Source organism: Nocardia sp. NPDC003269 (assembly GCF_042888005.1).
GTDB lineage: Bacteria > Actinomycetota > Actinomycetes > Mycobacteriales > Mycobacteriaceae > Nocardia.
In genome coordinates this window covers 978606-1003319 of the sequence record NZ_JBIAPA010000001.1, presented here as the reverse complement: position 1 = coordinate 1003319, position 24714 = coordinate 978606, and the positions used below count along the sequence as shown (strand labels likewise).

General features: G+C 69.1%; 23 protein-coding genes and 1 tRNA gene. 9 read left to right on the top strand and 15 right to left on the bottom strand.

The window, feature by feature from the left end; translation table 11 throughout:
- The first annotated feature begins 155 nt into the window (after positions 1-155).
- Complete coding sequence (locus tag ACFYWJ_RS04595; RefSeq protein ID WP_355284777.1) at positions 156-761, top strand: DUF4282 domain-containing protein; 606 nt, start codon at positions 156-158, stop codon at positions 759-761.
- 134 nt (positions 762-895) lie between these two features.
- Positions 896-1741 carry a helix-turn-helix transcriptional regulator gene (locus ACFYWJ_RS04590; RefSeq protein ID WP_355284775.1) on the top strand — a complete coding sequence of 282 codons (846 nt, stop codon included), beginning with the start codon at positions 896-898 and terminating at the stop codon, positions 1739-1741.
- A gap of 1 nt (position 1742) precedes the next feature.
- Here the strand turns inward: ACFYWJ_RS04590 and ACFYWJ_RS04585 are convergent, their stop codons facing one another.
- Positions 1743-2144 carry a MarR family transcriptional regulator gene (locus ACFYWJ_RS04585; protein ID WP_355284772.1) on the bottom strand — a complete coding sequence of 134 codons (402 nt, stop codon included), beginning with the start codon at positions 2142-2144 and terminating at the stop codon, positions 1743-1745.
- A gap of 85 nt (positions 2145-2229) precedes the next feature.
- On the opposite strand from ACFYWJ_RS04585, the gene ACFYWJ_RS04580 reads away from it, so the two are divergent.
- Complete coding sequence (locus tag ACFYWJ_RS04580) at positions 2230-3708, top strand: MFS transporter (RefSeq protein ID WP_355284769.1); 1479 nt, start codon at positions 2230-2232, stop codon at positions 3706-3708.
- 61 nt (positions 3709-3769) lie between these two features.
- Here ACFYWJ_RS04580 and ACFYWJ_RS04575 read toward each other — a convergent pair whose 3' ends face one another.
- Both ACFYWJ_RS04575 and rfbA read right to left on the bottom strand, forming a co-directional pair.
- Entirely contained in the window at positions 3770-4318 is a 549-nt protein-coding gene (locus ACFYWJ_RS04575) for a dTDP-4-dehydrorhamnose 3,5-epimerase (protein ID WP_355284767.1), read from the bottom strand.
- Between the two features lie 8 nt (positions 4319-4326).
- The gene (gene rfbA, locus ACFYWJ_RS04570) at positions 4327-5199 is read right to left on the bottom strand and encodes a glucose-1-phosphate thymidylyltransferase RfbA (RefSeq protein ID WP_355284764.1); all 873 of its coding nucleotides are present in this window, start codon (positions 5197-5199) and stop codon (positions 4327-4329) included.
- Between the two features lie 235 nt (positions 5200-5434).
- On the opposite strand from rfbA, the gene ACFYWJ_RS04565 reads away from it, so the two are divergent.
- Positions 5435-6490 carry an alpha/beta hydrolase gene (locus tag ACFYWJ_RS04565; RefSeq protein WP_355284762.1) on the top strand — a complete coding sequence of 352 codons (1056 nt, stop codon included), beginning with the start codon at positions 5435-5437 and terminating at the stop codon, positions 6488-6490.
- A 119-nt stretch (positions 6491-6609) separates the two neighbouring features.
- Here ACFYWJ_RS04565 and ACFYWJ_RS04560 read toward each other — a convergent pair whose 3' ends face one another.
- Positions 6610-7320 carry a hypothetical protein gene (locus tag ACFYWJ_RS04560; protein WP_365009618.1) on the bottom strand — a complete coding sequence of 237 codons (711 nt, stop codon included), beginning with the start codon at positions 7318-7320 and terminating at the stop codon, positions 6610-6612.
- Between the two features lie 324 nt (positions 7321-7644).
- On the opposite strand from ACFYWJ_RS04560, the gene rfbB reads away from it, so the two are divergent.
- Positions 7645-8646, top strand: a complete 1002-nt coding sequence (gene rfbB / locus ACFYWJ_RS04555; protein WP_355284089.1) for a dTDP-glucose 4,6-dehydratase — start codon at positions 7645-7647, stop codon at positions 8644-8646.
- Between the two features lie 22 nt (positions 8647-8668).
- Here rfbB and ACFYWJ_RS04550 read toward each other — a convergent pair whose 3' ends face one another.
- Together ACFYWJ_RS04550 and ACFYWJ_RS04545 are read right to left on the bottom strand one after the other, a co-directional pair.
- A complete protein-coding gene (locus ACFYWJ_RS04550; protein ID WP_355284086.1) occupies positions 8669-10204 on the bottom strand; it encodes a DUF2142 domain-containing protein in 1536 nt (511 codons plus the stop codon).
- Complete coding sequence (locus tag ACFYWJ_RS04545; protein ID WP_355284084.1) at positions 10201-11169, bottom strand: glycosyltransferase; 969 nt, start codon at positions 11167-11169, stop codon at positions 10201-10203. Before ACFYWJ_RS04545 ends, ACFYWJ_RS04550 begins: the two co-directional genes overlap by 4 nt.
- Positions 11170-11295: 126 nt before the next feature.
- Here ACFYWJ_RS04545 and ACFYWJ_RS04540 point away from each other — a divergent pair, with 126 nt between their 5' ends.
- Together ACFYWJ_RS04540 and ACFYWJ_RS04535 are read left to right on the top strand one after the other, a co-directional pair.
- Positions 11296-11826, top strand: coding sequence for a GtrA family protein (locus ACFYWJ_RS04540; RefSeq protein WP_355284081.1), 531 nt, complete (start codon positions 11296-11298; stop codon positions 11824-11826).
- 113 nt (positions 11827-11939) lie between these two features.
- Entirely contained in the window at positions 11940-13838 is a 1899-nt protein-coding gene (locus tag ACFYWJ_RS04535) for a glycosyltransferase (RefSeq protein WP_355284078.1), read from the top strand.
- 94 nt (positions 13839-13932) lie between these two features.
- Here the strand turns inward: ACFYWJ_RS04535 and ACFYWJ_RS04530 are convergent, their stop codons facing one another.
- The 6 genes from ACFYWJ_RS04530 to ACFYWJ_RS04505 all read right to left on the bottom strand — a co-directional run bounded on the left by ACFYWJ_RS04530 (position 13933) and on the right by ACFYWJ_RS04505 (position 20704).
- Positions 13933-14337 carry a hypothetical protein gene (locus ACFYWJ_RS04530; protein WP_355284075.1) on the bottom strand — a complete coding sequence of 135 codons (405 nt, stop codon included), beginning with the start codon at positions 14335-14337 and terminating at the stop codon, positions 13933-13935.
- Positions 14338-15943: 1606 nt separating this feature from the next.
- Entirely contained in the window at positions 15944-16975 is a 1032-nt protein-coding gene (gene rsgA, locus ACFYWJ_RS04525; RefSeq protein WP_355284073.1) for a ribosome small subunit-dependent GTPase A, read from the bottom strand.
- A gap of 197 nt (positions 16976-17172) precedes the next feature.
- The gene (locus ACFYWJ_RS04520; protein ID WP_355284070.1) at positions 17173-18210 is read right to left on the bottom strand and encodes a glycosyltransferase family 2 protein; all 1038 of its coding nucleotides are present in this window, start codon (positions 18208-18210) and stop codon (positions 17173-17175) included.
- A complete protein-coding gene (locus tag ACFYWJ_RS04515) occupies positions 18207-19049 on the bottom strand; it encodes an ABC transporter ATP-binding protein (RefSeq protein WP_355284068.1) in 843 nt (280 codons plus the stop codon). The genes ACFYWJ_RS04520 and ACFYWJ_RS04515 overlap by 4 nt, the downstream gene beginning before the upstream one ends.
- Positions 19050-19061: 12 nt before the next feature.
- Positions 19062-19889 (bottom strand): ABC transporter permease, encoded by an 828-nt coding sequence (locus ACFYWJ_RS04510; RefSeq protein ID WP_355284102.1) that lies wholly within the window; start codon positions 19887-19889, stop codon positions 19062-19064.
- A gap of 227 nt (positions 19890-20116) precedes the next feature.
- Entirely contained in the window at positions 20117-20704 is a 588-nt protein-coding gene (locus ACFYWJ_RS04505; protein WP_355284065.1) for a bacterial proteasome activator family protein, read from the bottom strand.
- Positions 20705-20790: 86 nt separating this feature from the next.
- On the opposite strand from ACFYWJ_RS04505, the gene ACFYWJ_RS04500 reads away from it, so the two are divergent.
- Positions 20791-21993 (top strand): cysteine desulfurase-like protein, encoded by a 1203-nt coding sequence (locus ACFYWJ_RS04500; protein WP_355284063.1) that lies wholly within the window; start codon positions 20791-20793, stop codon positions 21991-21993.
- Here the strand turns inward: ACFYWJ_RS04500 and ACFYWJ_RS04495 are convergent, their stop codons facing one another.
- Complete coding sequence (locus ACFYWJ_RS04495) at positions 21994-22992, bottom strand: NAD(P)H-quinone oxidoreductase (protein ID WP_355284060.1); 999 nt, start codon at positions 22990-22992, stop codon at positions 21994-21996. It lies immediately after the preceding gene.
- Positions 22993-23055: 63 nt separating this feature from the next.
- Here ACFYWJ_RS04495 and ACFYWJ_RS04490 point away from each other — a divergent pair.
- Positions 23056-23143: transfer RNA gene (locus ACFYWJ_RS04490), tRNA-Ser, on the top strand.
- A gap of 124 nt (positions 23144-23267) precedes the next feature.
- Here the strand turns inward: ACFYWJ_RS04490 and ACFYWJ_RS04485 are convergent.
- Together ACFYWJ_RS04485 and ACFYWJ_RS04480 are read right to left on the bottom strand one after the other, a co-directional pair.
- On the bottom strand, positions 23268-23639 hold the full coding sequence (locus ACFYWJ_RS04485) for a nuclear transport factor 2 family protein (protein ID WP_355284057.1): 372 nt from the start codon (positions 23637-23639) through the stop codon (positions 23268-23270).
- A gap of 100 nt (positions 23640-23739) precedes the next feature.
- Positions 23740-24690 carry an AsnC family transcriptional regulator gene (locus tag ACFYWJ_RS04480; protein WP_355284054.1) on the bottom strand — a complete coding sequence of 317 codons (951 nt, stop codon included), beginning with the start codon at positions 24688-24690 and terminating at the stop codon, positions 23740-23742.
- Between the last annotated feature and the right edge of the window lie 24 nt (positions 24691-24714).

Genomic DNA, 24714 nt, shown 5'->3' with positions numbered 1-24714 from the left:
CATGGGGCGTATCGGCCGGGGGTGGCAGTCTCGTTACGCTGTTGCCGAAAAATATTCGAGAGTGTCTGCTTCGTCTCAGTTCGCACACCTTCGCTATCGGCGAAGGGATGCGAACCGGCTTGGCGTGCGGCCCGAAAACGGGCAGGATTTCGACCATGACCGACGCACCGGGCACCACCTCGTCTCCCGGCGAGGATCCCGAGGAGTTCGAAGCCGAATCGCGGTGGCTCTCTTGGAAAGAGACCGACGTGAAGCGCGCGGGGGCGCGGCAGGCGCCGACCGCCGACGGTGGCGAATTTCCGGACGATTCGGACATGCCGCGCGACGCGGGCTTCGACGACCCCTTCCGGAGCACCGGATCCGCCAAGCAGTGGGCCGCCGAAGTCCTGCGCTCGCTGCTCGATGTCCAGTTCCGCAGGCCCGCGACCAGGACCTTGCTGCCGCTGGCCTACATCCTCGGCGTCGTCTCCTTCGGTATCGGCGTCCCGGTGGCCCTCACCGTGCTGATGTGGAAGGCCTCGGTGCTGCTCGGCATCCTCGCCGCGCTGGTCGCCGTCCCGCTGGGGCTGACCATCGCGGCCTCGGTGCGCCTGATGCTCGAGTTCGCCGACAACGCGGCCCGGCTGGCCGGGCGGGTCGAGCACATCAGCGACCTGGCCGACGGACTGTTCCAGGCGCTCTCCGATGTCGCCGAGCCGGTGAACCAGCTCTCCGAGGACGTCCGCGCCGTGCAGTTCTGGCGGTTCCGCAAGAAGAAGTAGCCCCGAAGTATGTGGTGCGCGTTGTCCGATTCATTGTGAAACAATCCGTACGCAGATCCGACGCCTATTGTCGGCTGCGTAGGGCGGTCTCCGAAAGAGATGGGGGAGACCGGATTTGGATACAGGGGGGCAGTATGGCTTCACCACAGGGCGTCACCGGTTCGACGATGCCGCGCAGGCAGCTGGGCAGGCACTTACGTGACCTGCGCAATCAGGCGCGGATGACGACCAGGACCGCGGCGGCGCAACTCGAGTGGTCGGAAGCGAAGATCTGGCGGATCGAGACGGGGCAGACGTCGTTGCGCAGCCTCGACGTCGAGGCCATGTGCAAGGTGTACGGCGCGCCGGCGGAACTCGTCGAGCCGCTGGCCGCGCTGGCTCGCGAAACCAAGGCACGGGGTTGGTGGACGAGCTACGGCGATGTGATCCCGGAGGGCTTCGAGGTCTACATCGGTCTGGAGGAAGCCGCGACCGGCCTGTCGATCTACGAGGACGGCCTGGTCCCGGCGCTGCTACAGACCGAGGACTACACCAGGGCGCTGCTCGAGCAGACCGTCCCCGGCATGACCGAGGAGGAGCTGGAGCGCAGACTGCGGGTCCGCGCGGCCAGGCAGGCGCTGATCACCCGCGCGCAGGCGCCGTTGCGGCTCCAGGTCGTGCTCGCCGAAGCGGTGCTGACCAGGCGTATCGGTGACGACCGGGTGCTCGCGGGCCAGCGCGCGTGGTTGCGCGAGCTGGCCGAGCTGGACTCGGTGCGAATCCAGGTGGTCCCCGGTGATACCGGGTATCACGCGGGGCTGGAGTCGGGCCGGTTCGTGATCCTGGACTTCGGCATCGACGGTTCGCTGGACCGGCCGGAGCCGCCGGTGGTCTTCGTGGAGACCTTCGCCGGCTCGGCCTACCTGGACAAGCCGAACGACTACGACCGCTATCGCGGCGCGTTCACCGACATCAGCGCGGCGGCGTCCGGCGCGCTGTAACTCACCAGGAGTCGGCGAGCACCGAACGGTGCGTGGGCAGGGCACGGTCGTAGACCGCCCTGCCCTTTTCCGTGAGCCGGACGAAGATGGCGCGGCGGTCCTCGGCGCACATGGTGCGCTCGACCAGGCCGTCGCGTTCCAGTCTGGCCACCGCGCGCGAGAGCGCGCTCTGGCTCAGGTAGATGTCACCGGCCAGCTCGGTCATCCGGTACTTCTGACAGTCCGCGTCGACCAGTCGATCGAGGGTCTCGAACTCGCTGAGTCCGATGCGGTGTTCGTGCTGAAGCGCCTTCTCCAGTGCGCAACTCACGGCGGCGTGCCGTCCGAGCAGTTCGCGCCACTGGCCGACCAGCTCGGTGGGCGCTCCATTGCGCCGAGCTGATGCTGTGGCCGGGTTCGACATGGCCCCATCTTAGTGGTCCCGGCATCTCCATGCAACCGCATTTAATGTGTTGGCATTTAATGCGCACGCATGTAATGTCCCTCGCATGACTTCGCCAGCAACGCTCTCGGCCGCAGATCAGGCGACCGATCCGACCAGATGGTCCGCCCGGCTCTGGGGCATGCTGATCACCCTGTGCATCGTCCTGTTCCTCGACGGTCTCGACGTTTCGATGATCGGCGTGGCGCTGCCGTCCATCGGCGCCGAGCTCGATCTGTCCACCTCCACCCTGCAGTGGCTCGTCAGCGGCTACGTCCTCGGTTACGGCGGCCTGCTGCTGCTCGGCGGCCGCACCGCCGACTTGCTCGGGCGCCGCAAGGTCTTCCTCATCGCCCTGGCGGTGTTCGCGATCGCCTCCCTGGTCGGCGGCCTGGTCAGCGATCCGACGCTGCTGATCGTCACCCGCTTCATCAAGGGCCTCGCCGCCGCGTTCACCGCGCCCACCGGCCTGTCGATCATCACCACGACCTTCGCCGAAGGAAAGGCGCGCAACAAGGCGCTGTCCATCTACACCGTGTTCGGTGCGGGCGGCTACTCGATGGGCCTGCTGTTCGGCGGCCTGATGACCGGCGTCGGCTGGCGCTGGACCTTCCTGCTCCCGGTCCCGATCGCCCTGGCCGCGCTGGTCGCCGCCTTCGTGCTGGTGCCGAGGGACGGTAAGGCCGAGGAGGGCGGACACGATCTGCTCGGCGCGCTGCTGTCCACCGCGGGCATGCTGCTGCTGGTCTACACCGTGGTCACCGCGCCGGAGGTCGGCTGGGCCTCGGTCCGCACGCTGGGCTCGTTCCTCGCCGTCATCGCCCTGTTCGCCGCGTTCGTGATCACCGAGCAGCGGGTGAAGCACCCGCTGGTGCGGCTGGGCATCCTGCGCAAGGTGTCGCTGGTGCGGGCCAGCCTGGCCATCATCGCGGTCGCCGGTTCGTACTTCAGCTGGCAGTTCATCGTCACCCTGTACATGCAGGACACGCTGGAGTGGTCGGCGCTGAAGCTGGCGATGGCGCTGCTGCCGGTCGGCATCCTGGTCGTCGGGTCGGCGTTCTTCTCGGAGAAGCTGATCGACCGCTTCGGCACCGGGCCGGTCATCGCCGTCACCATGTCCGTGATGGCCGTTGGCTACCTGCTGTTCCTGCGGGTCGACACCGCGCCGGACTACCTGACCGTGCTGCTGCCCGCCATCCTGCTGATCGGCATCGGCTGGGTCGGCTTCCCGGCGATCAACGTGCAGGCCACCAGCGGTATCGACGACGAAGAGCAGGGTCTGGCGGCCGGTGTGCTGCAGACCTCCATGCAGGTCGGCGCGGCCATCGTGCTCGCGGTGACCACCGCGATCGTCACCTCCGGCGCGCACGGCGCCGGCGCGACGCCGCAGCAGATGCTCGACACCTACCGGCCGGGCCTCGAGTTCGCCGCGGGCGTCACCATCGTCGGCGCGCTGGTCGCCCTGACGGTCTTCCTGCCGCGCCGCCGGTCGACGGTCGTCGACGCGCCCGCCGCCGAGGAGAAGCTGCTCGAGCCGGTCGCCTGACCGCACAACGCCGAACGGCCCCACCTTTTCCCAGGTGGGGCCGTTCGACGTTTCACGTGGATCAGGAAAAAGGCGGAGCCACTTCGTCTTTGGCGGAGCGGATATAGGTGAGCGGGGCGCCGTCGCGGCCCTCGGTCGGCCAGTCGATGCCGAGGCGGGCGTCGAAGGCGTCCATGTCCCGGTCGAATTCGGGGGTGTACTCGAGCGAGCACAGGTAGGTGACCGTCGAGCGGTCCTCCAGCGAGAGGATGGCGTGGCCGAGGCCCTCGGACAGGAACACCGAGCGGCGGTGCACGTCGTCGAGCAGGACGCTGTCCCAGCGGCCGTAGGTCGGCGAGCCGGGCCGCAGGTCGACCACCACGTCCAGGAACGCGCCGCGCACGCAGGTCACGTACTTGGCCTGCCCGGGCGGGTCCTCGGTGTAGTGGATGCCGCGCAGCACGCCCGCCGCCGAGACCGAGGTGTTCACCTGGTGCAGTTCGAACGGACGGCCGGTGGCCTTCTCGAACTCCGAGGCCTTGAACGACTCACAGAACATCCCGCGGTCGTCGCCGAGCAGGCGGGGCGTCACCTCCCACGCGCCGGGGATGGCCAGTTCACGGATCTGCATGCCTGTAGTTACCAGTCTTTCCCACGGTCGATCAGATCGAGCAGATAGCGGCCGTAGCCGGAGCGCACCATCGGTTCGGCCAGCTCGCACAGCTGGTCGTCGCCGATCAGCCCGCGCCGCCAGGCGACCTCCTCGGGCACGCCGATCTTGAGGCCCTGCCGTTCCTCGATGGTGCGCACGTAGTTGGCGGCGTCGAGCAGCGAGTCGAAGGTGCCGGTGTCGAGCCAGGCGGTGCCGCGGGCGAGCACGTCGACGCTGAGCTTGCCCTGCTCCAGGTAGGCGCGGTTGATATCGGTGATCTCGTACTCGCCGCGCGCCGACGGCCGCAGCTCGCGGGCGATCTGCACCACGTCGTTGTCGTAGAAGTAGAGGCCCGGGATCGCGTAGTTCGAGCGCGGCTTCTTCGGCTTCTCCTCGATGGAGACCGCGCGACCCTGCTCGAACTCCACCACGCCGTAGGCGGTCGGGTCCTTGACCCAGTAGGCGAACACCGCGCCGCCGTCGATGTCGTGGAAGCGTTCCAGGCTGGCGCCGAGGCCGGGGCCGTGGAAGATGTTGTCGCCGAGCACCAGGGCCGCGGGCTCGCTGCCGATGTGGTCGGCACCCAGCACGAACGCGCGCGCGAGTCCGTCGGGTTCGGGCTGGACCACGTAGCTGATGGCGACGCCGAACTGACTGCCGTCACCGAGCAGCCGGGCGAACGCGTCGGCGTCCTCCGGCGTGGTGATCACCAGAATGTCGTCGATCCCTGCCAACATGAGGGTGGACAACGGGTAGTAGACCATGGGCTTGTCGTAGACCGGGACGAGCTGCTTGCTCACCCCGCGCGTGATGGGGTGCAGCCGCGAACCGGTGCCGCCCGCCAGGATGATTCCGCGCATGGGGGAAGTCTGCCAGCTCTCCCCGCCGCGGAGTCGGGGAGGTTCCGACACGTCGACGAATTGGTCACGAACGTTTCGTATCCGGGTGTGTCGGGCGATAACTGGGACAGCACGGCGCTTATCTGATTATGTGAGCGTCGATGTGTGAAACATCACTATGTTAGATGTCAGCGTGGACATCCGTACCGGGCCAGCCTGGTGGGGGGTGACGCGCCAGCTGTGAGGTAGGTGCGCGATGGGATCGTCGAAGATCGCCGGGCCGGGTGTGGTGGGCGGGATCGCCGCCGCTGTCGTGGGGAAGAAGCCGGCGCGGGGGCCCGAACAGGGCATCATCGTCAATTCCGGGCGGACGAGTACCTCGTCGCGGGTGCTGATGGGCGCGTGCGTCGGCGTCATCGGGCCGCTGCTGCGGACCGTGCCGATCAACCGGGCGACCATCCCGATCGGCGCCGTCGCCGTCGACCTGCTGTCGCGGCTGCGGCCGGAACCGCACGGCATCGAGCGCGAGCAGATCCAGCTGGACGGCTTCCGGATGGAGATGGTCCGGCCCGCTGGCGGATCGCGCGCGCTGCGCCACGGCGCGGTGCTGTACATGCACGGCGGTGGCTTCGCCGTCGGCGGCCTGGAGTCGCACCGGGCGATCGTCGCCGGGATCGCGCGGCGGACCGGGCTGGCCGTGCTCAATGTCGAATACCGGCAGCTGCCCGGTCGCGCGATCACCGAGTCGATCGACGACTGCGTGCTCGCCTACCGTTGGCTGCTGCGCCATGGCGCCGATCCGGCCAAGATCGTCTTCGCGGGCGACTCCGCCGGTGGCTTCCTCACCTTCGCCACCGCGCTGCGTTCCAGGGAGATCGGCCTGCCGCTGCCCGCGGCGCTGGTCGGGCTGAGCCCGCTGCTCGATCTCGACTACCGGGCCAAGGAGGGATACGTCAACGTCACACGTGACGCCTACATCCCGCTGTCGGGTCTGGAGGCCGTCGTCCGGCTGGGCGCGGAGGCCACCGGTCCGCTCGACCCGGCGCTGTCCCCGGTCAACGCCGAGCTCACCGGGATGCCGCCGGTGCTGCTCATCGCCGCCGAGGACGAACTGCTGCGCTACGACTGCGAGCTGATGGCCCACCGGCTGACCGCCGCGGGCGTGCCGGTCACCCTCGAGCTGTGGCGCGGCCAGGTGCACGCCTTCATGAGCATCCTGCCGAGCATGCCGGAGAGCCGTTCGGCGCTCGGCCGGGTCGCCAAGTTCGTGCGGGTGGCGCTGGAGCCCGCGCAGCGGGCTCGCACGGCCTGAGTACGGCTCGGACGGTCTTGACCACGGTCGGCCGGCCGAGCCTCCCGGGAAACGAAACAAGGGGCCCCGGTTCGGATTTCTCCGAACCGGGGCCCCTTGCTGATGGGGTGCTGGCCGAATTACTTGGCCGGCGAGGGAGCCGGGGTGGGGTACGGCTGGGTGATGGTGATGAAGTACTGGATCGCGGCACCGATCGCGACCGGGGCGGTCACGAAGATCTGGCCGGCGATGACGCCCAGCGCACCGATGGTGGTGGCGCCGACGACGCAGCCCGCGATCGGGCCCGCGCCGAACAGCGCCAGCAGGACACCGGTCGCGACGAGGCCGGCACCGGCACCCGCGATGCAACCGACGGCAGCGCCGCCGAGGCCACCGACCAGGGTGCCGATGGTGGCGCCCATGGAGATGGTCTGGGTCAGGCGGCTCCAGGCGGCCTGCTCACGCTCGTACTCGTTCTTCCAGGGAGCCTGGTTCTCGAACGGCAGGGCGACGGGCTTGTAGACGGCCTTGGAGGCGTCGTAGACCGGGCTCAGGGTGGCCTTGTTGCCCGAGATCTCGGCCGCGATGGGCAGCTCGAACTCGTCGAGGCGGAAGGTCAGCGGGGTACCCGCGACGGTGGTGCCGTTGGCGGCCTTGACCTTGAAGGCGCCGTCCTCGACGACGAGCGAGCCCGCATCGGTGGTGATGACAGCCTTCGAGTCTTCGACGACCTCGGCGGAGTAGTTGATCGGAGCGGCCTCTTCGACCGGCGCGGCGTTGACGGTGCCGGCGGTGACGCCCATGGCAGCGATCAGCAGCGCCGAGGTGGCGGCGAATTTCCTCATCAGCATTTTGTGGAACCTCGATGTTGGAGCGTTCGGAGGGGACCCGCTGATCAAAATCCCTCGCAGCTAACGAGCGGTGAACCCGGTGTGACCGTCTATTCAAATTCCGTTCACCGTTGATACCCCAGTACCAGTGCGGTGCTCGAAACCTGAGCGATGACCGGGGTTTTTCTCAGGAAACCAGACCCGAAGTCGTAACCTGGGGCGCTCCAGAGTGATGGACGTCACAGTGAATATATCTGGGACGTCACAGGTCGGACGCTGTACAGCATCGCATTCCGGCCCACCTCCTGTCCTGAAGAGCGCCGGCGAGCACGTATCGTTGGCCGGGTGCGAGTGCTCGTAACCGGCGGGGCCGGGTTCATCGGTGCGAATTTCGTCCAGCAGACCGTGGCCACGCGCCCGGATGTGCACGTGACCGTCCTCGACGCCCTCACCTACGCGGGTAACCGCGCGTCGCTGGATTCGGTCGCCGACCGGATCGAATTCGTGCACGGCGACATCGCCGATCTGGACCTGGTCGACAATCTGGTCAGCGGCGTCGACGCGGTCGTGCATTTCGCGGCCGAATCGCACAACGACAACTCGCTGGCCGAGCCGTGGCCGTTCGTGCAGACCAATATCGTCGGCACCTACTCGCTGCTCCAGGCCGTGCGCCGCCACGACGTGCGCTACCACCACGTCTCCACCGACGAGGTGTACGGCGATCTCACCCCGGACGACCCGGCTTTCACCGAATCCACCGCCTACAACCCGTCGAGCCCGTATTCGGCGACGAAAGCGGGCAGCGATCTGCTGGTCCGCGCCTGGACCCGCTCGTTCGGCGTCCGCGCGACCCTGTCGAACTGCTCCAACAATTACGGGCCGTATCAGCACGTCGAGAAATTCATCCCGCGCCAGATCACCAATCTGATCGACGGCGTGCGGCCCCGGCTCTACGGCGCCGGTCACCAGGTGCGCGATTGGATCCACGTCGACGACCACAATCGCGCGGTCTGGGACATTCTCGATCGCGGCCGGACCGGGCAGACCTACCTCATCGGTGCCGACGGCGAGCTCGACAATCTCAGCGTCGTCCAGCTCATCCTGCGGGCCTTCGATCGCGAACCCACCGACTTCGACCACGTGACCGATCGCCCAGGCCACGACCAGCGCTACGCCATCGACGCGAGCCTGCTGCGCGAGGAACTGGGCTGGTCACCGCGGTACGCGGACTTCCGGGCCGGGCTCGCCGACACCATCACGTGGTACCGCGAGAACGAGGACTGGTGGCGGCCCAAGAAGGCCGCCACCGAAAGCGCCTACGCGGCGGCGGGCGAAAAGACGCTCTGAGTCCGCGCCGTCGTCCGGGGAGTTATCCCCAGACGACGGTGTAATACGTCGCGGCCGCGCCGATCAGCGCGAAAACCGACGCGCAGGTGACGGTGATCGCCGTCGCGCGCGTGGGAATCACACCCTCGGAATCGGTGAGCCGCAAGGGCACCCAGCGGGCGACGACGGCCAGCCCCATGATCGCCAGCGGCACGAAATACCGGCCCTGCACACCGTCGATGATGTAGAAATCGACCGGCGTGAAAGACATGTACAACGTCACGTAGATCATCGCGACGCTCGCCAGTACGGTCAGCGCCACGATCAGCGTGCGCCGGAAAGTGGCTGTCGCGGTGTTCATCCGGTCGGCGATACCGAAACTCACCGCGAACGCGATCAGGCACGCCAGCATGGAGACGGCGGGCACGTCGACATACGCGAAACCGAGTTCCCCGAAGAACTGGTTGAACCAGCGGTGATCCCGCAACGCGATACTCTCGCCGAAGGTGTGCACGAATTGCGCCGGGTCGCTGAGGATTCCCTTCAGCTGATCACCAGGGCGCACCTCGTACCACTGGTGCGGCGGCCGCATCAGGCCCATTCCCTCGCCGGTCGGCGCGGCGATCTTGGTCCACGCGAGGAAAAGCGCGCCGCCCGTCGCGGCGAATGCCCACGGAATCAGCTTGAGTTTCCCGGTGAAACCGAGCCGGTCGGCCGGGACGACCACGATGAGCATCGCCAGCAGCACATAAGTCGGCTTGCTCAGCGGGAGTGCGATCGTGGCGGCCAGCAGCGCGCCGGTTTCCACCGGCCGCAGCCGGTCACCGATGAACAGCGCCTTCAGCAACAGCGCCGACACCATGATCGCGAGCGCGTTGGTGAGCGTGTCCGCGGTGACGGTGCCCGCCTGGAACAGCGCGATCGGCAGCACCGCGACGGTGAACACCAGCCACTGACTGCGCCGCTCGCGCAGCGCGTACAGCGCGAAGCCGACCACGGCCAGGTAGGCCACCAGCCCGGCCAGCCTGGTCAGCAGGTACATCCCGCCGACGTTCAGGCCGAGCGCCTCGCCGAGCCGGATGCCGACGGCGGCGGGCACGTACGGCACCGGCGAGTACGCGGCGGTGTTGGTGAACCACATCTGCTTGGCGGCCGAGCCGATCTCGGCCGCGCCGAGCCGGTCGTAGGCGCCGGGGTCGGCCACCATCGCGTCGGGCTCGTCGGGGTTGTCGTTGTAGTCGCGGAAGGCGTAGCCCATCAGCGCGTCGACGCTGACCGGGATCTGGCCGCCGTAGGCGACCCCGCGGTCGTCGGCGATGCGCTGCGGGAGTACCCCGCCGTGCGCCACCTGGTAGGCCCGGCCGAACTGGGTCAGCTCGTCGTGACCCCAGAACGGCGGCGTGAGCACGGCGAACAGGGCGCCGAACACGGTGGCGACCACCGCGAAGGCGACCGTGGCCGCGCCGAACTTGGCGGTCAGGGTGCGGACCGGCGCGAGGACGCGATCCTTGGCGCTGGGTGCGGGCGGTGCGGTCTTGCTGAGCTCGACGGCGGTGTCCGGCTCGGTGGAAGTCGTCACCGACGGTCTCCGGCGGCGACGTCGTCGTGCGCACCGGCGGCCGAATACCGCAGGTAGACCAGGCGCGCCGCCTCGTGGCGGGACCGGCGGATGCCGTCGAGGATCATGCCAGCGGTCCACGCGAGGCTGCCGAGCAGCATCAGGGTGAACGCGAAGAACAGCGTCGGGAACCGCGCCACCTCGTGGGTGTCGTAGAACTCGACCACGATCGGGACGGTCAGGATCAGCGACACCAGCCAGGCCAGCGTGCCGAACAGGCCGTAGAACGCCACCGGGCGCTCGTGCCGGGCCAGGCCGAGGATCAGCGCCAGGATCTTGGTGCCGTCGCGGTAGGTGCGCAGCTTGGACTCGCTGCCCGCCGGGCGATCACGGAAACCGACCTGCACCGCGGTCTGCGGCACCCGCAGGTGCAGCGAGTGCACGGTCAGCTCGGTCTCGATCTCGAACTCGCGGGAGACGGCCGGGAAGCTCTTGACGAAGCGGCGCGAGAACACCCGGAAACCGCTCAGCATGTCCTCGACGTTCTCGCCGAAGACCTTGCCGACGACGCCGTTGAGCACCTTGTTGCCGGTCTCGTGGCCGGAGCGGTAGGCGCTGGTGTCGCTGTCGTCCTGCTTGCGCACACCGAGCACGTGGTCGTAGGGGCCGTCGAGCAGCGTCTTGATCATCAGCGGCGCCGCGGACGCCTCGTAGGTGTCGTCGCCGTCGATCATCAGGTAGACGTCGGCCTCGATGTCGGCGAAGGCGCGGCGCACCACGTTGCCCTTGCCCTTGGTGTTCTCGTAGCGCACGATCGCCCCGGCCTCGCGGGCGCATTCGGCGGTGCGGTCGGTGCTCAGGTTGTCGTAGACGTAGACGACGATCCCCGGCACGGCGGCCTTCAGGTCGGCGACGACCTTGGCGACCGCGGCCTCTTCGTTGTGGCAGGGGACCACGGCGGCAATGCGAAGCTCGGTGGAGTCCACCCGGGTCAATCCTCGATGTAGGCAGCAGTGGGACACCGGGAGGGTACACAGCGCACGTCCGATCCGCTCACCCGGTTCAGCGAGCTTAACGCGGGACCGAACGGGCCATCGGTGTACGGTCGGCCCGTGTCCCACCCCGAGTTGTCCGAGCCGGTTCCCGCGTCGTTGATGTCGAAGGTGGTGACGGCGCTGCGGCAGGGCGCCGCGTTCCTCGTCGTCGGCGCGATCGGTTTCCTGGTCGACGCGGGCACCTACAACCTGCTGGTCTTCTGGGGTGGCGGAGTCAGCTTCACCGAAGGTGTGCTGTATCACTCGCCGCTGCTCGCCAAGATCATCGCGATCGCGGTGGCGACGGTGGTTACCTACTTCGGCAACAAGTGGTGGACCTTCTCCCACAAGAAGACCGACAACCCGGGTCGCGAATACCTTTTGTACGCGGTCTTCAATGTCGTCGCGATCGGGCTGCAACTCGGCTGCCTCGGCTTTTCCCGCTATGTGCTCGAACTGTCCAGCCCGCTGTCGGACAACATTTCCGGCACGCTGATCGGGCAGATCGTCGCGGTCGTCTTCCGCTATTGGGCCTACGACAAATTCGTCTTCACCGGCTCCTCGGCAACCGAGGAGCAACACGCGCGGGGTGCGGCGACGCCTCACTGACGGCGCGACGTCGGCGGGTGATTGATATCCTCACCCCCGCCTGCCGCGCCGCCCCTTTTCTTCACCTGACTGCTTGCGTCGGCGCAGTCGATACCGAGAATTTCGAGGACTTCATGGAACAGTCGGCTTCGGGAGCCGTGACCGAATCGAACGATCGGCGCGAGGCCGCGCCGGAATCGCTGCGTGGCGAACACGCGGCACCGGAGCGGCTGGTGCTGGCCAGGGGCATCTTCACCGGCACGTCGGCGCGGGTGAGCGACGAGCTCTACGCCGTCGTCAAGGGCGGCGCCGCGGTCCGCGAGCGCCTGGCGCTGCACCTGCCCAAGGGCGCCACCGCGCACACCAACACCTACTTCGGCCGTTTCGCGGCCAGCTACTGGCAGCGCTGGACCACCGTCACCGAGGTGACCGTGAACGCGACCCTCGAGGTCGGTGACAAGGCCAATGTGCGCCTGGTCGCCTCCGACATCGCGGGCCACCGCCGCATCATCGCCTCGCTGGTGGCGACCAGCAGCGGCCGGGTCAGCCTGAGCGCCCCGCTCGACCAGTACGTCGACGGTGGCGCGCTGTGGCTCGAGTTCGACGCCATCGGCGGCACCGTCGACATCACCGACCTCGCCTGGACCGCGCAGGCGCCGGAGAAGGTCCGCCCGGTCGCGATCGCGATCTGCACCTTCAACCGTGCCGAGGACTGCGCGCACACCGTGGCCGCGCTGGCCTCCGACGCGACCGTGCTGGCCGCGATCGACGCCGTCTACGTCGTCGACCAGGGCACCGACCTGGTCGAGAACCGCCCGCTGTTCCAGCAGGTGCGCCCCGACTTCGGCGACAAACTGCGCTACATTCGCCAGCCCAACCTCGGCGGTGCGGGCGGCTTCACCCGTGGCCTCTACGAGGTGTCGGCGGCCAACGAGCACGCCGACGTCATCCTGATGGACGACGACATCCTCTGCGAGCCGGAGACCGTGCTGCGGCTGCAGGCCTTCGCCAACCTGACCGTCGAACCGACGCTGGTCGGCGCGCAGATGCTGTTCCTGCTCAACCCCGACTACCTCAATGTCGGCGCGGAGGAGGTGCACCTGCACGAGCTCAAGCACGGGCAGAAGGTGCCCAAGGCGCTGCGCAACACCTCCATGCTCAAGAAGAACCAGGAGCGCCGCGTCGACGCGGGCTACAACGCCTGGTGGACCTGCCTGATCCCGGCCGAGGTGGTCGCCAAGATCGGCCTGCCGGTGCCGATCTTCTTCCAGTGGGACGACGTCGAGTACGGCATCCGCGCGCGCGAGCACGGTTTCGTCACCGTCACCCTGCCCAACGCCGCCGTCTGGCACGCCGACTTCTACTGGAAGGACTACGACGACTGGGCGCGCTACTTCTCCACCCGTAACTCGCTCATCGTCGGCGCCCTGCACACCGATCTCGACGCCAAGGCGATCACCAAGGACTTCTTCCGCTACATCGCCGAGCACCTGGTCGGCATGCAGTACGGCCTGGTGCACACCACGCTGCAGGGCATCGAGGACTTCATGAAGGGTCCGCAGGTGCTGCGCGACGGCGGCATCGACGCCCTGGCGGCGGCTCGCGGCACCCGCGGCGACTACCCCGAGACCATCAAGCACCCCGCCGCGACCCCCCCGGTGAACTCCGCCGACATCCAGGTCCGCCGCGCCAGCGGCGAGCCGAGCCGGGTCACCCTGGTGCTGATCAAGCGCGCGATCACGCAGTGGACCGGGCGCACCCAGCCCGGCCTGATCGGCGTCACCCGCGAGGACGCGCACTGGTGGCACGTCGGCCTGTTCGACCACGTGGTCGTCACCGACGCCTCCCAGTCCGGCGTGCGCGTGCGCCGCCGCGACAAGGCCCGCGCCCGCGCCCTGCTCATCCGCACCTACCGCACCCTGCGCAAGCTCCGCAAGGAACTGCCCGCGCTGCAGGCCGCGTACCGGAACGCGGTGCCCGAGCTCACCAGCCGCGAGAACTGGGCCCGGCTCTACGGGATCGACCCCAGCTGAGATCGTCGACGCCGCGTCGGAATCCGTTCCGACGCGGCGTTTCTAGTGAAAGCGAACAGCCCCGGCGCGGAACCGGGGCTGTTCGCGTGGCTCGTCAGCCGAGCAAGATCAACAACAACGTCAGCAGGAAGAACACCCCGAGCACCGCGAACGGCAGCCAGAGGAAGATCACCCCCGGCGTCTTCTGCGGCTCCGACCCGATCGCGCCCTGGAAGAACACCGCCGCGGGCGACCGGTAGTACACCTTGCTCCCCGACCCCGGACCAACCGGCACCTGGATCTCCGCCGGCCCCATATCGAACAGCCACGGCGTCACCACCCGCACGTGATACTGCCCCGGCCCCACCGGCACATGCGTCTGCCCCCACCGCGCATCCGGCACCGGCTGCCCATTGACGAAGATCTTCGGCTTCACCAGCGCGAGCATGAACGAGGCCCACACATACGACGAATCCACCGTCAACCCAGGCGGATTCGGCCCCTGCTGCGCCCCGCTCACCGCAGGCCCACCGAACTGCCCCGGCCCGCCCTGCGGCGGCTGCCCGAACCGACCCGGTGCTCCCTCAGGCGAATGCCCGTGCGGTGGTTGACCACCGGGACCGAACGGGGCGGCACCGTGCGGTGGCGTCCCGCCGAATTGCCCTGGTGCTCCTGGGGACTGATGGTCGCCGGTGCCGAACGGGCCGGCCGTATGCGGTGACGGTCCGCCGAGTAGCCCAGGTGCTCCCGCGACCTGGTGATCACCTGTCCCGAATCGACCAGGCTCACCGGGTGGTGGTCCGCCGGCGGGGCCGAAGTAGCCGGGCGTGCCGTGCGGTGGTTGACCACCGGGGCCGGGGTAGCCAGGGCCGCCGTGTGGTTGGCTGCCGGGGCCGGGTTGGCCGGGGCCGCCGTGTGGTGGTGGCTGGCTGCCGGGACCGAACTGGCCCGGACCGCTGTGTGGGGGTGGACCACCCGGAGCGAAGTGGCCCGGCGCGCCGTGGGGTGGCTGGGCGCCCGGGACGAACCGGCCGGGTCCACCCTGGGGCGGCGGTCCGCCCAGCTGGCCGGGTGCGCCCGGCGGTGGGTTGCCGCCGGGGCCGAATCGGCCCGGTGCCCCCAGCGGTCCGCTCGCTTCGCCGGCCGGCGGCTCGTCAGCGGGCGGGCTGGCGAAACCGTCGAACGAGACCGTGGCCGAAGGGCGGTGCGGCGGTGGGAATTCCGGCTGCCCGGCTCCACCGGGTGCTCGACTCGGCAGCGCGCCGAACCCGGGCGGCGTCTGCGGGTGCCCGACGCCCGCGTCCTGTGGTCGCCCAGCACCGGCCGGTTCGCCGAAGCTCGGCGGCGGTCCGCCGAACCCGGCCGGTGGGGGCACCAAGGGGTGTCCAGGTGTCGAAGCGCTGGGACCGGCGGCCGACGACTGTCCGAATCCGGCGGGTGGATCGGCGGGCACTCGACCGATACCGGGAGTGCCGGGACCGGTAGGTGCCGGTCCGAATCCCGAGGCGCCCGTGGGCGGCTGGCCAAAGCTGTCAGCGCTGGTGGGTGGTTGGCCGAAACCGGGGCCGCCAGGACCTGCGGGTGGTTGGCCGAAGCCAGGAGTGCCTGGGCCCGAGAGGGGTTGGCCGAAGTTCGGGGCACCCGGGCCAGGCGGCTGGCCGAATCCGGGAGCGCCGGGTTCACCCGGTTGGCCGAATCCCGGCGGCGGAGTCCCGGGACCACCGAATCCAGGTGGGGGAGTTGCCGGTCCACCGAATCCCGGTGGGGGAGGGCTGGGCCGGCCGTGGCCGGGCTGGGGGAACTCCGGCCCGCTCACCGACCACGGCTCGCCGGTCGGCGGGCGGCTCGGATCGGGCCGCGATGTGCCGCTGCCGGATTCGCTGGAATCCGTGGATCCCGGCTCGTCGGGGCGGTGTGATGGTGGTGGAAAGTCGCCGGGGCTATTCATTTATCCCTCCCGGATAGCGAACCGTGCGCCCGAACCCTACCCCGGCGTCGCGTCCCCGGCCGGGCGAGGACGGGCGGATGCGGCCTTCGTCGGCGGACCGGATCCGCGGACGAGCACACCGCGCTCCGGTGCAGGCAGAGACCCGCACCGGAGCGTAGTGATCATTTGTCCAGGTAGCTCAGCGTCGCCCGCGTTCGCGATACTGACGACGCTGCTCCTTGGCGATGGTGCGCCAGACCTGGGCGCGTTCGGCGGCCAGGCGCTTGTCGGTGCGGGCCGCCATCCACTCGTTCTCCTTGGCGAGTTTGCGGTAGCTCGCCAGGCGGCGTTCGGGCAGCGAACCGTCGGCGAGCGCGGCCAGCACCGCGCACCCCGGCTCGGTCTCGTGCACGCAATCGGCGAAACGGCATTCGGCGGCGAGCGATTCGATATCGCTGAAGGTCTTGCCGATGCCCTCGGCCGCGTCGTACAGCCCGATGCCGCGCAGCCCCGGAGTGTCGATGAGGGTGCCGCCGCCGGGCAGCGGCCGCAACTCCCGATGCACCGTGGTGTGGCGGCCCTTGCCGTCGACCGCGCGAACGGCGTTGGTGGCGAACACCTCCGCGCCGAGCAGGGCGTTGGCGAGGGTCGACTTGCCCGCGCCGGACGGCCCGATCAGCGCGACCGTGCCGGACAGCAGCGCGGTGAGCACATCGAGCCCCAGCTCGGCGGTGGAGCTCACCGCGAGCACCGTCGCACCGGGTGCGACCGCACGCACCTCGTCGAGCGGGATATCCACCGCCGCATCGGCTTTGGTGAGTACCACGATCGGCTGGGCATTGCTCTCCCAGGCCAGCGCGAGCATCCGCTCGATCCGGCCCAGGTCGACGTCACCGTCGGCGGCCGTGCAGATCAGCACGGTGTCGACATTGGTCGCCAGCACCTGGGCGACCGAACGCCCCGACACCGAGGAGCGCGTGATCGCCGAACGCCGCGGCAACAGCCTGCGCACCGTGTTGTCGGCATCGAGGCCGACCCAGTCGCCGGTGCACAGCCCGGTCAGGTCGCGCGGGCAGGCGGCCCTGGCGGGCCCGATCGGGGTCACCACATCGCATTCGCTGCGGTCCATCCGGACGATGCGCGCGGGCACGAGGTCGCCGAGCAGGGGAAGGTATTCGGAAGCTACGGCTTCGGTCCAGCCGTAAGGGACGAGACGGTCGTGATCGACCATGAGGGAAGGTCCTTCGTCGGGGCCGAGCCCGACGGCGGGCTCAGCGAGAAGAGTTCGGGGTGGAGTCCACGTCGGCGGTGTGCGTACGCACAGCCCGCCGGGGCACGGCAATCCTCACGACCACGGACATCCACCTCCTCGTCTCTTCTCGCTGGTCCCCAGACCATGACACATCGCCGCCGACCGCGACAACCGATTTATTTCGGCTCGGGCTTACCGAACTGCTCGTTGCGCCCGAGCGAGCGCAGCCGGAACCATTCGCGCAGGCCGGCCGGGTCGCGCCGGGTCACCAGGAAGAACCAGGAGAACCGGATCCACTCCTGCGGCAGCAGCTTGCGCATGCCCGGCTGCGACATCAGATAGCCGCGGTTGCGGTAGGTGAAGTAGCGCTTGACCGGGTCGTCCGGGTACTGGGTGTGCATCCGGCCACCGAGGATCGGCTTGAACTCCTCGGCGCCGTTGGGGTGCAGGTACGCCGTCTGCAGACAGGTGCCGAACGGCAGACCGGAGCGGACCAGGCGGCGATGCACCTCCACCTCGTCGCCGCGCACGAACAGGCGCAGATCGGGCACGCCGATCAGGTCGACGGCCTTGGCCGAGATCAGCGCGCCGTTGAACAGCGAGGCGATGCCGGGCAGGAAGTCCTCGTCACCGAGCTCCGAGCGCAGCCGCCGCCACACCACGCCACGACGCAGCGGGAAGGCGAGCCGGTCGGGTTCGTCGATATCGCACACCACCGGCGACACCTCGACGAGATTGTGCCTGCGCGCGCAATCGAGCAGCGTCGCCAGCACCTCGGGACCGTCCGGGCGGCCGTCGTCGTCGGCCAGCCACACCCAGTCCGCGCCCATGGTGAGCGCGTGCAGCATGCCGAGCGCGAAGCCGCCCGCGCCGCCGAGATTGTGCCGCGAGCCCAGGTAGGTGGCCTCGATCGGCTGCTGGGCGACCAGCTCGGCGACCTCGTCCTCGTTGGCGTTGTCGACGACGATCAGATGATCGATCGGCCGCGACTGCGAGGCCAGCACCTTCAGCGACTCGGCGAGCAGCTCGCGGCGCTTGTGTGTGACGACGACGCCGATGATCCGCGCCTGCGGCCCGGTCTCGGTGTGCAGGTCGGCCGGCTCGGCCCCCGGCGGCAGCTCGGCGTCGTCGGGCAGCACGGTGGTGTCGGCCTCCAGCCGATCGGTCATGCTGAACCCGCCGGGCACCGCCGGTTTACCGTCGTCCGCACTCATGCCTTGTTCTGCTCCAGTTCTCGTTCGCCGTCCGCGCCGTCCGCGCTCTCGGTCTCCAGCTCACGCAGCACCTGTGCCACGTGGTTACCCGCGTCGGGACCCTCGTACGCTCGCACGACTTCTTCGATGCCGCCCTGCAAGCGGATCTGACCGTGGTCGACCCACATCGCGGTGTCGCACAGCTGGGCGAGGAATTCGTTGGAATGGCTGGCGAAGACGAGGATGCCCGAGCGCGCCACCAGCGACTGCAGCCGCGTGCGCGCCTTCTTCATGAACTCCGCGTCGACCGCGCCGATGCCCTCGTCCAGCAGCAGGATCTCGGGGTCGATGGAGGTGACGACGCCCATCGCCAGACGGACCCGCATGCCGGTGGAGTACGTACGCAGCGGCATCGACAGGTACTCGCCGAGCTCGGTGAAGTCGGCGATCTCGTCGATCTTGGACATCATCTGCTTGCGGGTCTGCCCGAGGAACAGGCCGCGGATGATGATGTTCTCGTACCCGGAGATCTCCGGGTCCATGCCGACGCCGAGATCGAACACCGGCGCCACCCGGCCGCGGATGCGCGCGCTGCCGCGGGAGGGCTCGTAGATGCCCGACAGCAGCCGCAGCAGGGTCGACTTGCCCGCGCCGTTGTGGCCGACCAGGCCGACCCGGTCGCCTTCCTTGAGCGAGAGGTTGATGTCGCGCAGCGCCTCGACGACCACCACATCGGAGCTGTTGCGCCCGATCGCGCCGCCCGCCTTGCCGAGGAACGCCTTCTTCAGCGACCGCGACTTGGCGTCGAAGATGGGGAACTCGACCCACGCCTGCTGGGTTTCGATACTCACACGGCTCATCGGTGACTGCTCCTAAACCCAGTACGGGACGCGGGCACGGTACTGCTTGAGCGCCAGGATCGCGACGATCCAGCCGACCACCGTGATGGCGCCGACGATCGCCCAGTGGTGCCATTCCGACGGCTCGCCGAGCAGTGGCGCGCGCACGATCTCCAGGTAGTGGAAGGTGGGCACGATCTCGATCAGCTTGGCCCGGTCGCTCATCCCGCCGACCGAGTTCTCCAGCGCCTTGGTCGACCACATGACCGGGGTCAGCACGAACAGCATCAGCGTCATCGAGCCGAGGATCGGGGCGATGTCGCGGTAGCGGGTGGAGAAGATGCCGAACACGATCGACACCCACATGGCGTTGAGGAACAGCAGCACGATCGCGGGCACGGCCAGCAGCACCGACCAGTTCAGATCGCGCCAGAGCGCGAACGCGACCAGCAGGACCGCGTAGATCGCGGCATTGTGGATGAAGAACAGGAACTGCCGCCAGACCAGGCGATACACGTGCACGCTCAGCGCCGACGGCAGCTGTTTGATCAGGCCCTCGTTGGCGATGAACACATCGGAGCCCTCGAGGATCGAGGCGCTGATGACGTTCCAGACGATCAGGCCGATCGTCACGTAGGGCAGGTACTCGCTGATCGGCTGATCGAGCAGGGTCGAATAGAGCAGGCCCATCGCCAGCGCCTGCAGGCCGGTCGCGATGGTGATCCAGAACGGGCCGAGCACCGAGCGGCGGTAGCGCTGCTTGATGTCCTGCCAACCCAGCGACAGCCATAGCTCGCGCTGGTGGAAGCCGTCCCGCATGTCCTTGAACGCGCGCCGGAAGGTCTGCGAGTCCGACACCATCGGCTCCGCGACCAGCAGGGGCGAATCCGTGGTGTGCTCGGCGTCGGCGATCTCGGCGATCTCGGCCTCGGTCACCGGGGGATTGTCGTCGGAATGCACGGGGCTCTCTTCGGTACGCGCGTCACTCTGGTCGGAGACCGAATCGGGACGAGCGGCAGCTGCGGGCACGGTCCCCGACCTTACAGGGTGGATCGGTGGCCGGTACGGCGTGTTCGGCCGGTCCGGGGCTACAGGTACTGCCCGCCGCCCACGTGGCCACCGGCCTTCTGATCACCCGCGTGCATGCCCGGCGGCAAGGCGCCCTGACGCATCTGTTCCAGCTGGGCGCGGGCGGCCATCTGCTGGGCGAACAGCGCGGTCTGGATGCCGTGGAACAGGCCCTCGAGCCAGCCGACCAGCTGGGCCTGGGCGATCCGCAACTCGGCGTCCGACGGCACCGACTCGTCGGTGAACGGGAGGGTCAGGCGCTCCAGCTCCTCGCGCAGCTCGGGCGCGAGGCCCTGCTCGAGTTCGCGCACCGAGGACTTGTGGATCTCCTTGAGCCGGGACCGGCTGGCGTCGTCGAGCGGAGCCGCCCGCACCTCCTCGAGCAGCTGTTTGATCATGGTGCCGATGCGCATCACCTTGGCGGGCTGCTCGACCATGTCGGCCAGCGACTCACCCGAATCAGCGTCGTCGGTGGCGCTGCGCTCGTTGTCGGGCACGACCTGCCCGGTGAACGTGGCGCCGCCGTTCTGATCGGCGGGCACGGTGAGCGGACGGCCGTCGGGACCGATCACGACGATGGATTCCGGTACATCCTCGGAGTGCGTCATATCCCCATCATTGCGTGTGTGGCAGGTTCGCGCTAAAACCCCGACGCGGTTACACCGGGACGCCCGCTGCCCTTAAAGTGGCGGGCATGACTTATGACGTCGCGAGGGTTCGGGGCCTGATACCGTCCCTGGGCGACGGCTGGATCCACCTGGACCCGCAGGCGGGGATGCTCGTTCCCGACTCGGTATCGCGTGCCGTCTCAACAGGTTTCCGCACCTCCTCGTTTTCCCATATCGGCCGCCACGGTGCGGCGACGCGCAGCGGCGCGATCCTCGACGCCGCGCGTGAGGCGGTCGCCGATCTGGTCGGGGGAGATCCGGCCGGCGTCGTGCTCGGACCCGATCGCGCGGTCCTGCTGGCCTGGCTGGCGGAATCGCTGAGTTCCCGGCTCGGTCTCGGCACCGGCATCGTGCTGTCCCGGCTCGACGACGAGGCCAATGTGGCCCCCTGGCTGCGCATCGCCAACCGCTACGGCGCGCACGTGCGCTGGGCCGAGGTCGAGATCGAGACCTGCGAGATGCCGTCCTGGCAGTTCGAGGAGCTGATCGGCCCGACCGCGCGGCTGGTGGCGCTCACCGCGGCGTCCCCGATCGTCGGCTCGGCGCCCGCGGTCCGGGTGGCCGCCGACCGGGTGCACGACGTGGGTGGCCTGCTGGTCGCCGACGCGTTCGGCGCGGCGCCCTACGCCCTGATCGACATCGACGAACTCAACGCCGACGTGGTCGCCCTGAGCGCGCCGTCGTGGGGCGGCCCGCAGGTGGGCGCCCTGGTGTTCCGCGATCCGGCCTTCCTCGACCGCATCCCGTCGATGTCGCTCAATCCCTATGCCAAGGGTGCTGAACGGCTCGAGGTCGGCGGCCATCAGTACGCGCTGCTGGCCGGGCTCACCCAATCGATCGACTTCCTCGCCGGACTCGACGAGCGGGCGCGCGGCACCCGGCGCGAACGGCTCGAGATGTCGATCACCTCGCTGCAGGACTATCACGACCAACTCTTCGACCACCTCATGCAGGTGCTCGACAAGATCGACAACCTCACCGTGATCGGCCGCGCCTCCACCCGCATCCCCACCGTCAGTTTCACCATGGCCGGGATGCAGGCGGAGAAGGTGGCGGCCAAGCTGGCCGACAACCGGATCGGCACGGTCAGCGGCGTGCACGGCGGCAGCAGGCTGCTCGACGCGCTCGGTGTCAACGACGAGGGCGGCGCCGTCACCATCGGCCTGGCGCCCTACACGACCCGCTACGAGATCGACCAGCTCGGGCGTGCCCTCAGCTCGCTCGAATAGTCACCGGACGCGGAGCACGACCTTGCCGAAGGTCTCCGGCGAATCGAGCAGTTCGTGCGCGCGCCCGGCCTCGGTGATCGGCACCTCGGCGGAGATCACCGGCACCACCTCACCCGCGGCGATCAGCGGCCAGAGCCGTTCGCGTACCGCCGCCACGACCTCGGCCTTGCTGCCCGCGCCGACGCGCGGCCGGTTGCGCACGTTCGTCGCGTGCACCGTGCCCCACTTGCCCAGCAGCGTGCCCAGATTCAGCTTCCCGGTGACACCGCCCTGCATCCCGATGACCACCAGCTGTCCGTGCGGGGCCAGCGCCTCCACATTGCGCTCCAGGTACAGCGCGCCCATGTTGTCGAGGATGACATCCGCGCCGAAGCCGCCCGCCGGCGACGGCTCGGCCGCGACCACCGCGACGAAGTCCTGCGTCTTGTAGTCGATCAGCATGTCGGCGCCCAGCTCGGCGCACTTGGTCAGCTTCGCGGCCGATCCGGCCGTCACCGCCACCCGCGCCCCGAGCCGTCGCGCCACCTGGATCGCGTGCGTCCCGATCCCACCGCCGCCACCGTGGATCAGCACCAGCTGCCCCGCCCGCAGCCCGGCCGTCAGCACCAGGTTCGACCACACCGTCGTCGCCACCTCGGGCAACCCCGCCGCCGCCACCAGGTCGAGCCCGTCCGGAATCGGCAGCAGCTGGGTGGCGGGCACCGCGACCAGCTCGGCGTAACCGCCGCCGGACAGCAGCGCGCACACCCGATCCCCGATCCGCCAGTCCCGCACGCCGTCGCCGAGCGCGACGATCGTCCCCGAACACTCCAGTCCCGGCACCGAACTCGCGTCGGCGGGCGGCGGGTAGAACCCCCGCCGCTGCAACACATCCGCCCGGTTCACCCCGGCCGCGGCGACCTCGACCAACACCTCGCCGGGCCCCGGCTCGGGATCGACCGTGACGGTCCACTCCATCACCTCGGGCCCGCCGAACCCGTTCAATTCGATCGCCTGCATCAGGCCTGGCTGCCTCTCCGGGTCGCCGCGGTCGCGGATGCGTCCGCTAACATCTCACTTTAGGGAGACGTGGCAGAGCGGCCGAATGCACTCGCCTTGAAAGCGAGCGTCGCGAGAGCGACCGGGGGTTCAAATCCCTCCGTCTCCGCCAGGCTGTTCCGCCTCTCCGCGATTCTTGGCCAGACCTAGGTGCGTGGGGAGGTGGGGACGCGGCCGGGGGATTGTTGATCGGCTGCGTTGGCTGTTGTCGGGGAGTTACCCATGTTCTCGCTTGATCAGGTTGTCTCGTCCCAGGCCTGGATGGAGGTCTGGTCGACTATGCGGCCGTCGCGGACGTCGGCCATGGAGTGGACCAGGACTCGGGTTCCGTCGGGGTAGCGGCAGGACTCGACGAAGGCGACGTGGTCGCCGTCCATCAGGACGCTCTCCAGTTTGTGGGTCATCTCCCGGGAGCAGACGTCGTCGAACATCTCGCCGATCGCCGAACGTCCGTGCAGCACACGGGGATGGCTGGGCTGGTCGTTGTGGTCGACCATCCGGATCTCGGCGTCGTCGCCGTACAGTGCCAGCAGTGTGGTCGCGTCGCGGCCTTCGATGCCACGGCGCAGTGCTTCGGCATCGAATCCCGAACTGGATGCGGTGCTCATCTCGGTCTCCCTCGCTCGTCGCCCAACGAGCCGGACCAGGGCGATTCGGCCCGTACTCCAGCACATTACGCCCGCGAACCCGTCGACGGAACGCCCGAATTCAGCGGACCGGAGCGGCCCGTTTGGCGATGGCCGTGATCGGGACCGGCTCGACGCGTTCGATCCCGTCGAGCGCGCCGATCCGCTCGGTGAGGTAGTCGAACAGGGCATCGGCGTCGCGGCACACCACGATCGCGACCAGGTTGGCGGTGCCGGTGGTGCCGCCGACGAACGCGGTCTCCGGGTGCGCCGACATGGCGCGGGCGACGGCGACGAGCCGAGCGGGCGCGACCGTCAGCCACAGCGCGGCCTGCACCGGGAAACCGAGCACCGCGGCATCGATCTCCACATCGAAGCGCAGCACGCGCTGCCTGCGCAGTTCGTCCACCCGGCGGCGCACCGCCGACTCCGACCAGTCGACCGCGCGCGCCAGCCGCGCGTAGTCGGCGCGGCCGTCGACGGCGAGGGCGGGCAGCAGCCGCCGGTCGAGGTCGGTCATCGTGACCGGGTCCGGGCGTTCGAGCAGCGGCGGGGCCAGCGCGTCGACCTGCTCGGGCGTCAGCGCCGACGTCCGGCCCTGCCAGCGCCGATCGGTCAGGTGCCGCAGCAGCCGCTGCACCTGCACCGTCTCGACCTGGGGATGCCTGGCCAGCGCGTCCAGCGGGACCGCGGCCTCGGCGCCGACCTGGAAGAAGCTGCTGATCTCGGCGCCACCGGCGAGCACGCTCACCCACGACGTATCCGGCCTGCGCGCCAGCGCTCGCGCGAGGGTCGCCGCGCCGCCGGGCCGGACCCGGATCCGGACCAGCCACTCCGCGTGCCCGACCAGTCCGCTGGCGGCGATCCCGGTGACCCGCGCCAGCCCCTGCTCGCGCAACCGCGCGAACCGGCGCGCCACCGTCCGATCGGCGACGTCGAGCACCTCGCCGATCCGGCTGAACGAGGCCCGGCCGTCGACCTGCAGGGCGTGCAGCAACCCCAGATCGACCGCGTCCAGCCTGACCGAATCCACCAGATCAGCGTAGGACGTGTCGGA

Coding starts and splice junctions, on each gene's coding strand:
- ACFYWJ_RS04595 (WP_355284777.1), top strand. CDS start 156: ATGACCGACGCACCGGGCACCACCTCGTCTCCCGGCGAGGATCCCGAG.
- ACFYWJ_RS04590 (WP_355284775.1), top strand. CDS start 896: ATGGCTTCACCACAGGGCGTCACCGGTTCGACGATGCCGCGCAGGCAG.
- ACFYWJ_RS04585 (WP_355284772.1), bottom strand. CDS start 2,144: ATGTCGAACCCGGCCACAGCATCAGCTCGGCGCAATGGAGCGCCCACC.
- ACFYWJ_RS04580 (WP_355284769.1), top strand. CDS start 2,230: ATGACTTCGCCAGCAACGCTCTCGGCCGCAGATCAGGCGACCGATCCG.
- ACFYWJ_RS04575 (WP_355284767.1), bottom strand. CDS start 4,318: ATGCAGATCCGTGAACTGGCCATCCCCGGCGCGTGGGAGGTGACGCCC.
- rfbA (WP_355284764.1), bottom strand. CDS start 5,199: ATGCGCGGAATCATCCTGGCGGGCGGCACCGGTTCGCGGCTGCACCCC.
- ACFYWJ_RS04565 (WP_355284762.1), top strand. CDS start 5,435: ATGGGATCGTCGAAGATCGCCGGGCCGGGTGTGGTGGGCGGGATCGCC.
- ACFYWJ_RS04560 (WP_365009618.1), bottom strand. CDS start 7,320: ATGCTGATGAGGAAATTCGCCGCCACCTCGGCGCTGCTGATCGCTGCC.
- ACFYWJ_RS04535 (WP_355284078.1), top strand. CDS start 11,940: ATGGAACAGTCGGCTTCGGGAGCCGTGACCGAATCGAACGATCGGCGC.
- rsgA (WP_355284073.1), bottom strand. CDS start 16,975: ATGGTCGATCACGACCGTCTCGTCCCTTACGGCTGGACCGAAGCCGTA.
- ACFYWJ_RS04520 (WP_355284070.1), bottom strand. CDS start 18,210: ATGAGTGCGGACGACGGTAAACCGGCGGTGCCCGGCGGGTTCAGCATG.
- ACFYWJ_RS04515 (WP_355284068.1), bottom strand. CDS start 19,049: ATGAGCCGTGTGAGTATCGAAACCCAGCAGGCGTGGGTCGAGTTCCCC.
- ACFYWJ_RS04510 (WP_355284102.1), bottom strand. CDS start 19,889: ATGGTGTCGGACTCGCAGACCTTCCGGCGCGCGTTCAAGGACATGCGG.
- ACFYWJ_RS04505 (WP_355284065.1), bottom strand. CDS start 20,704: ATGACGCACTCCGAGGATGTACCGGAATCCATCGTCGTGATCGGTCCC.
- ACFYWJ_RS04500 (WP_355284063.1), top strand. CDS start 20,791: ATGACTTATGACGTCGCGAGGGTTCGGGGCCTGATACCGTCCCTGGGC.
- ACFYWJ_RS04495 (WP_355284060.1), bottom strand. CDS start 22,992: ATGCAGGCGATCGAATTGAACGGGTTCGGCGGGCCCGAGGTGATGGAG.
- ACFYWJ_RS04485 (WP_355284057.1), bottom strand. CDS start 23,639: ATGAGCACCGCATCCAGTTCGGGATTCGATGCCGAAGCACTGCGCCGT.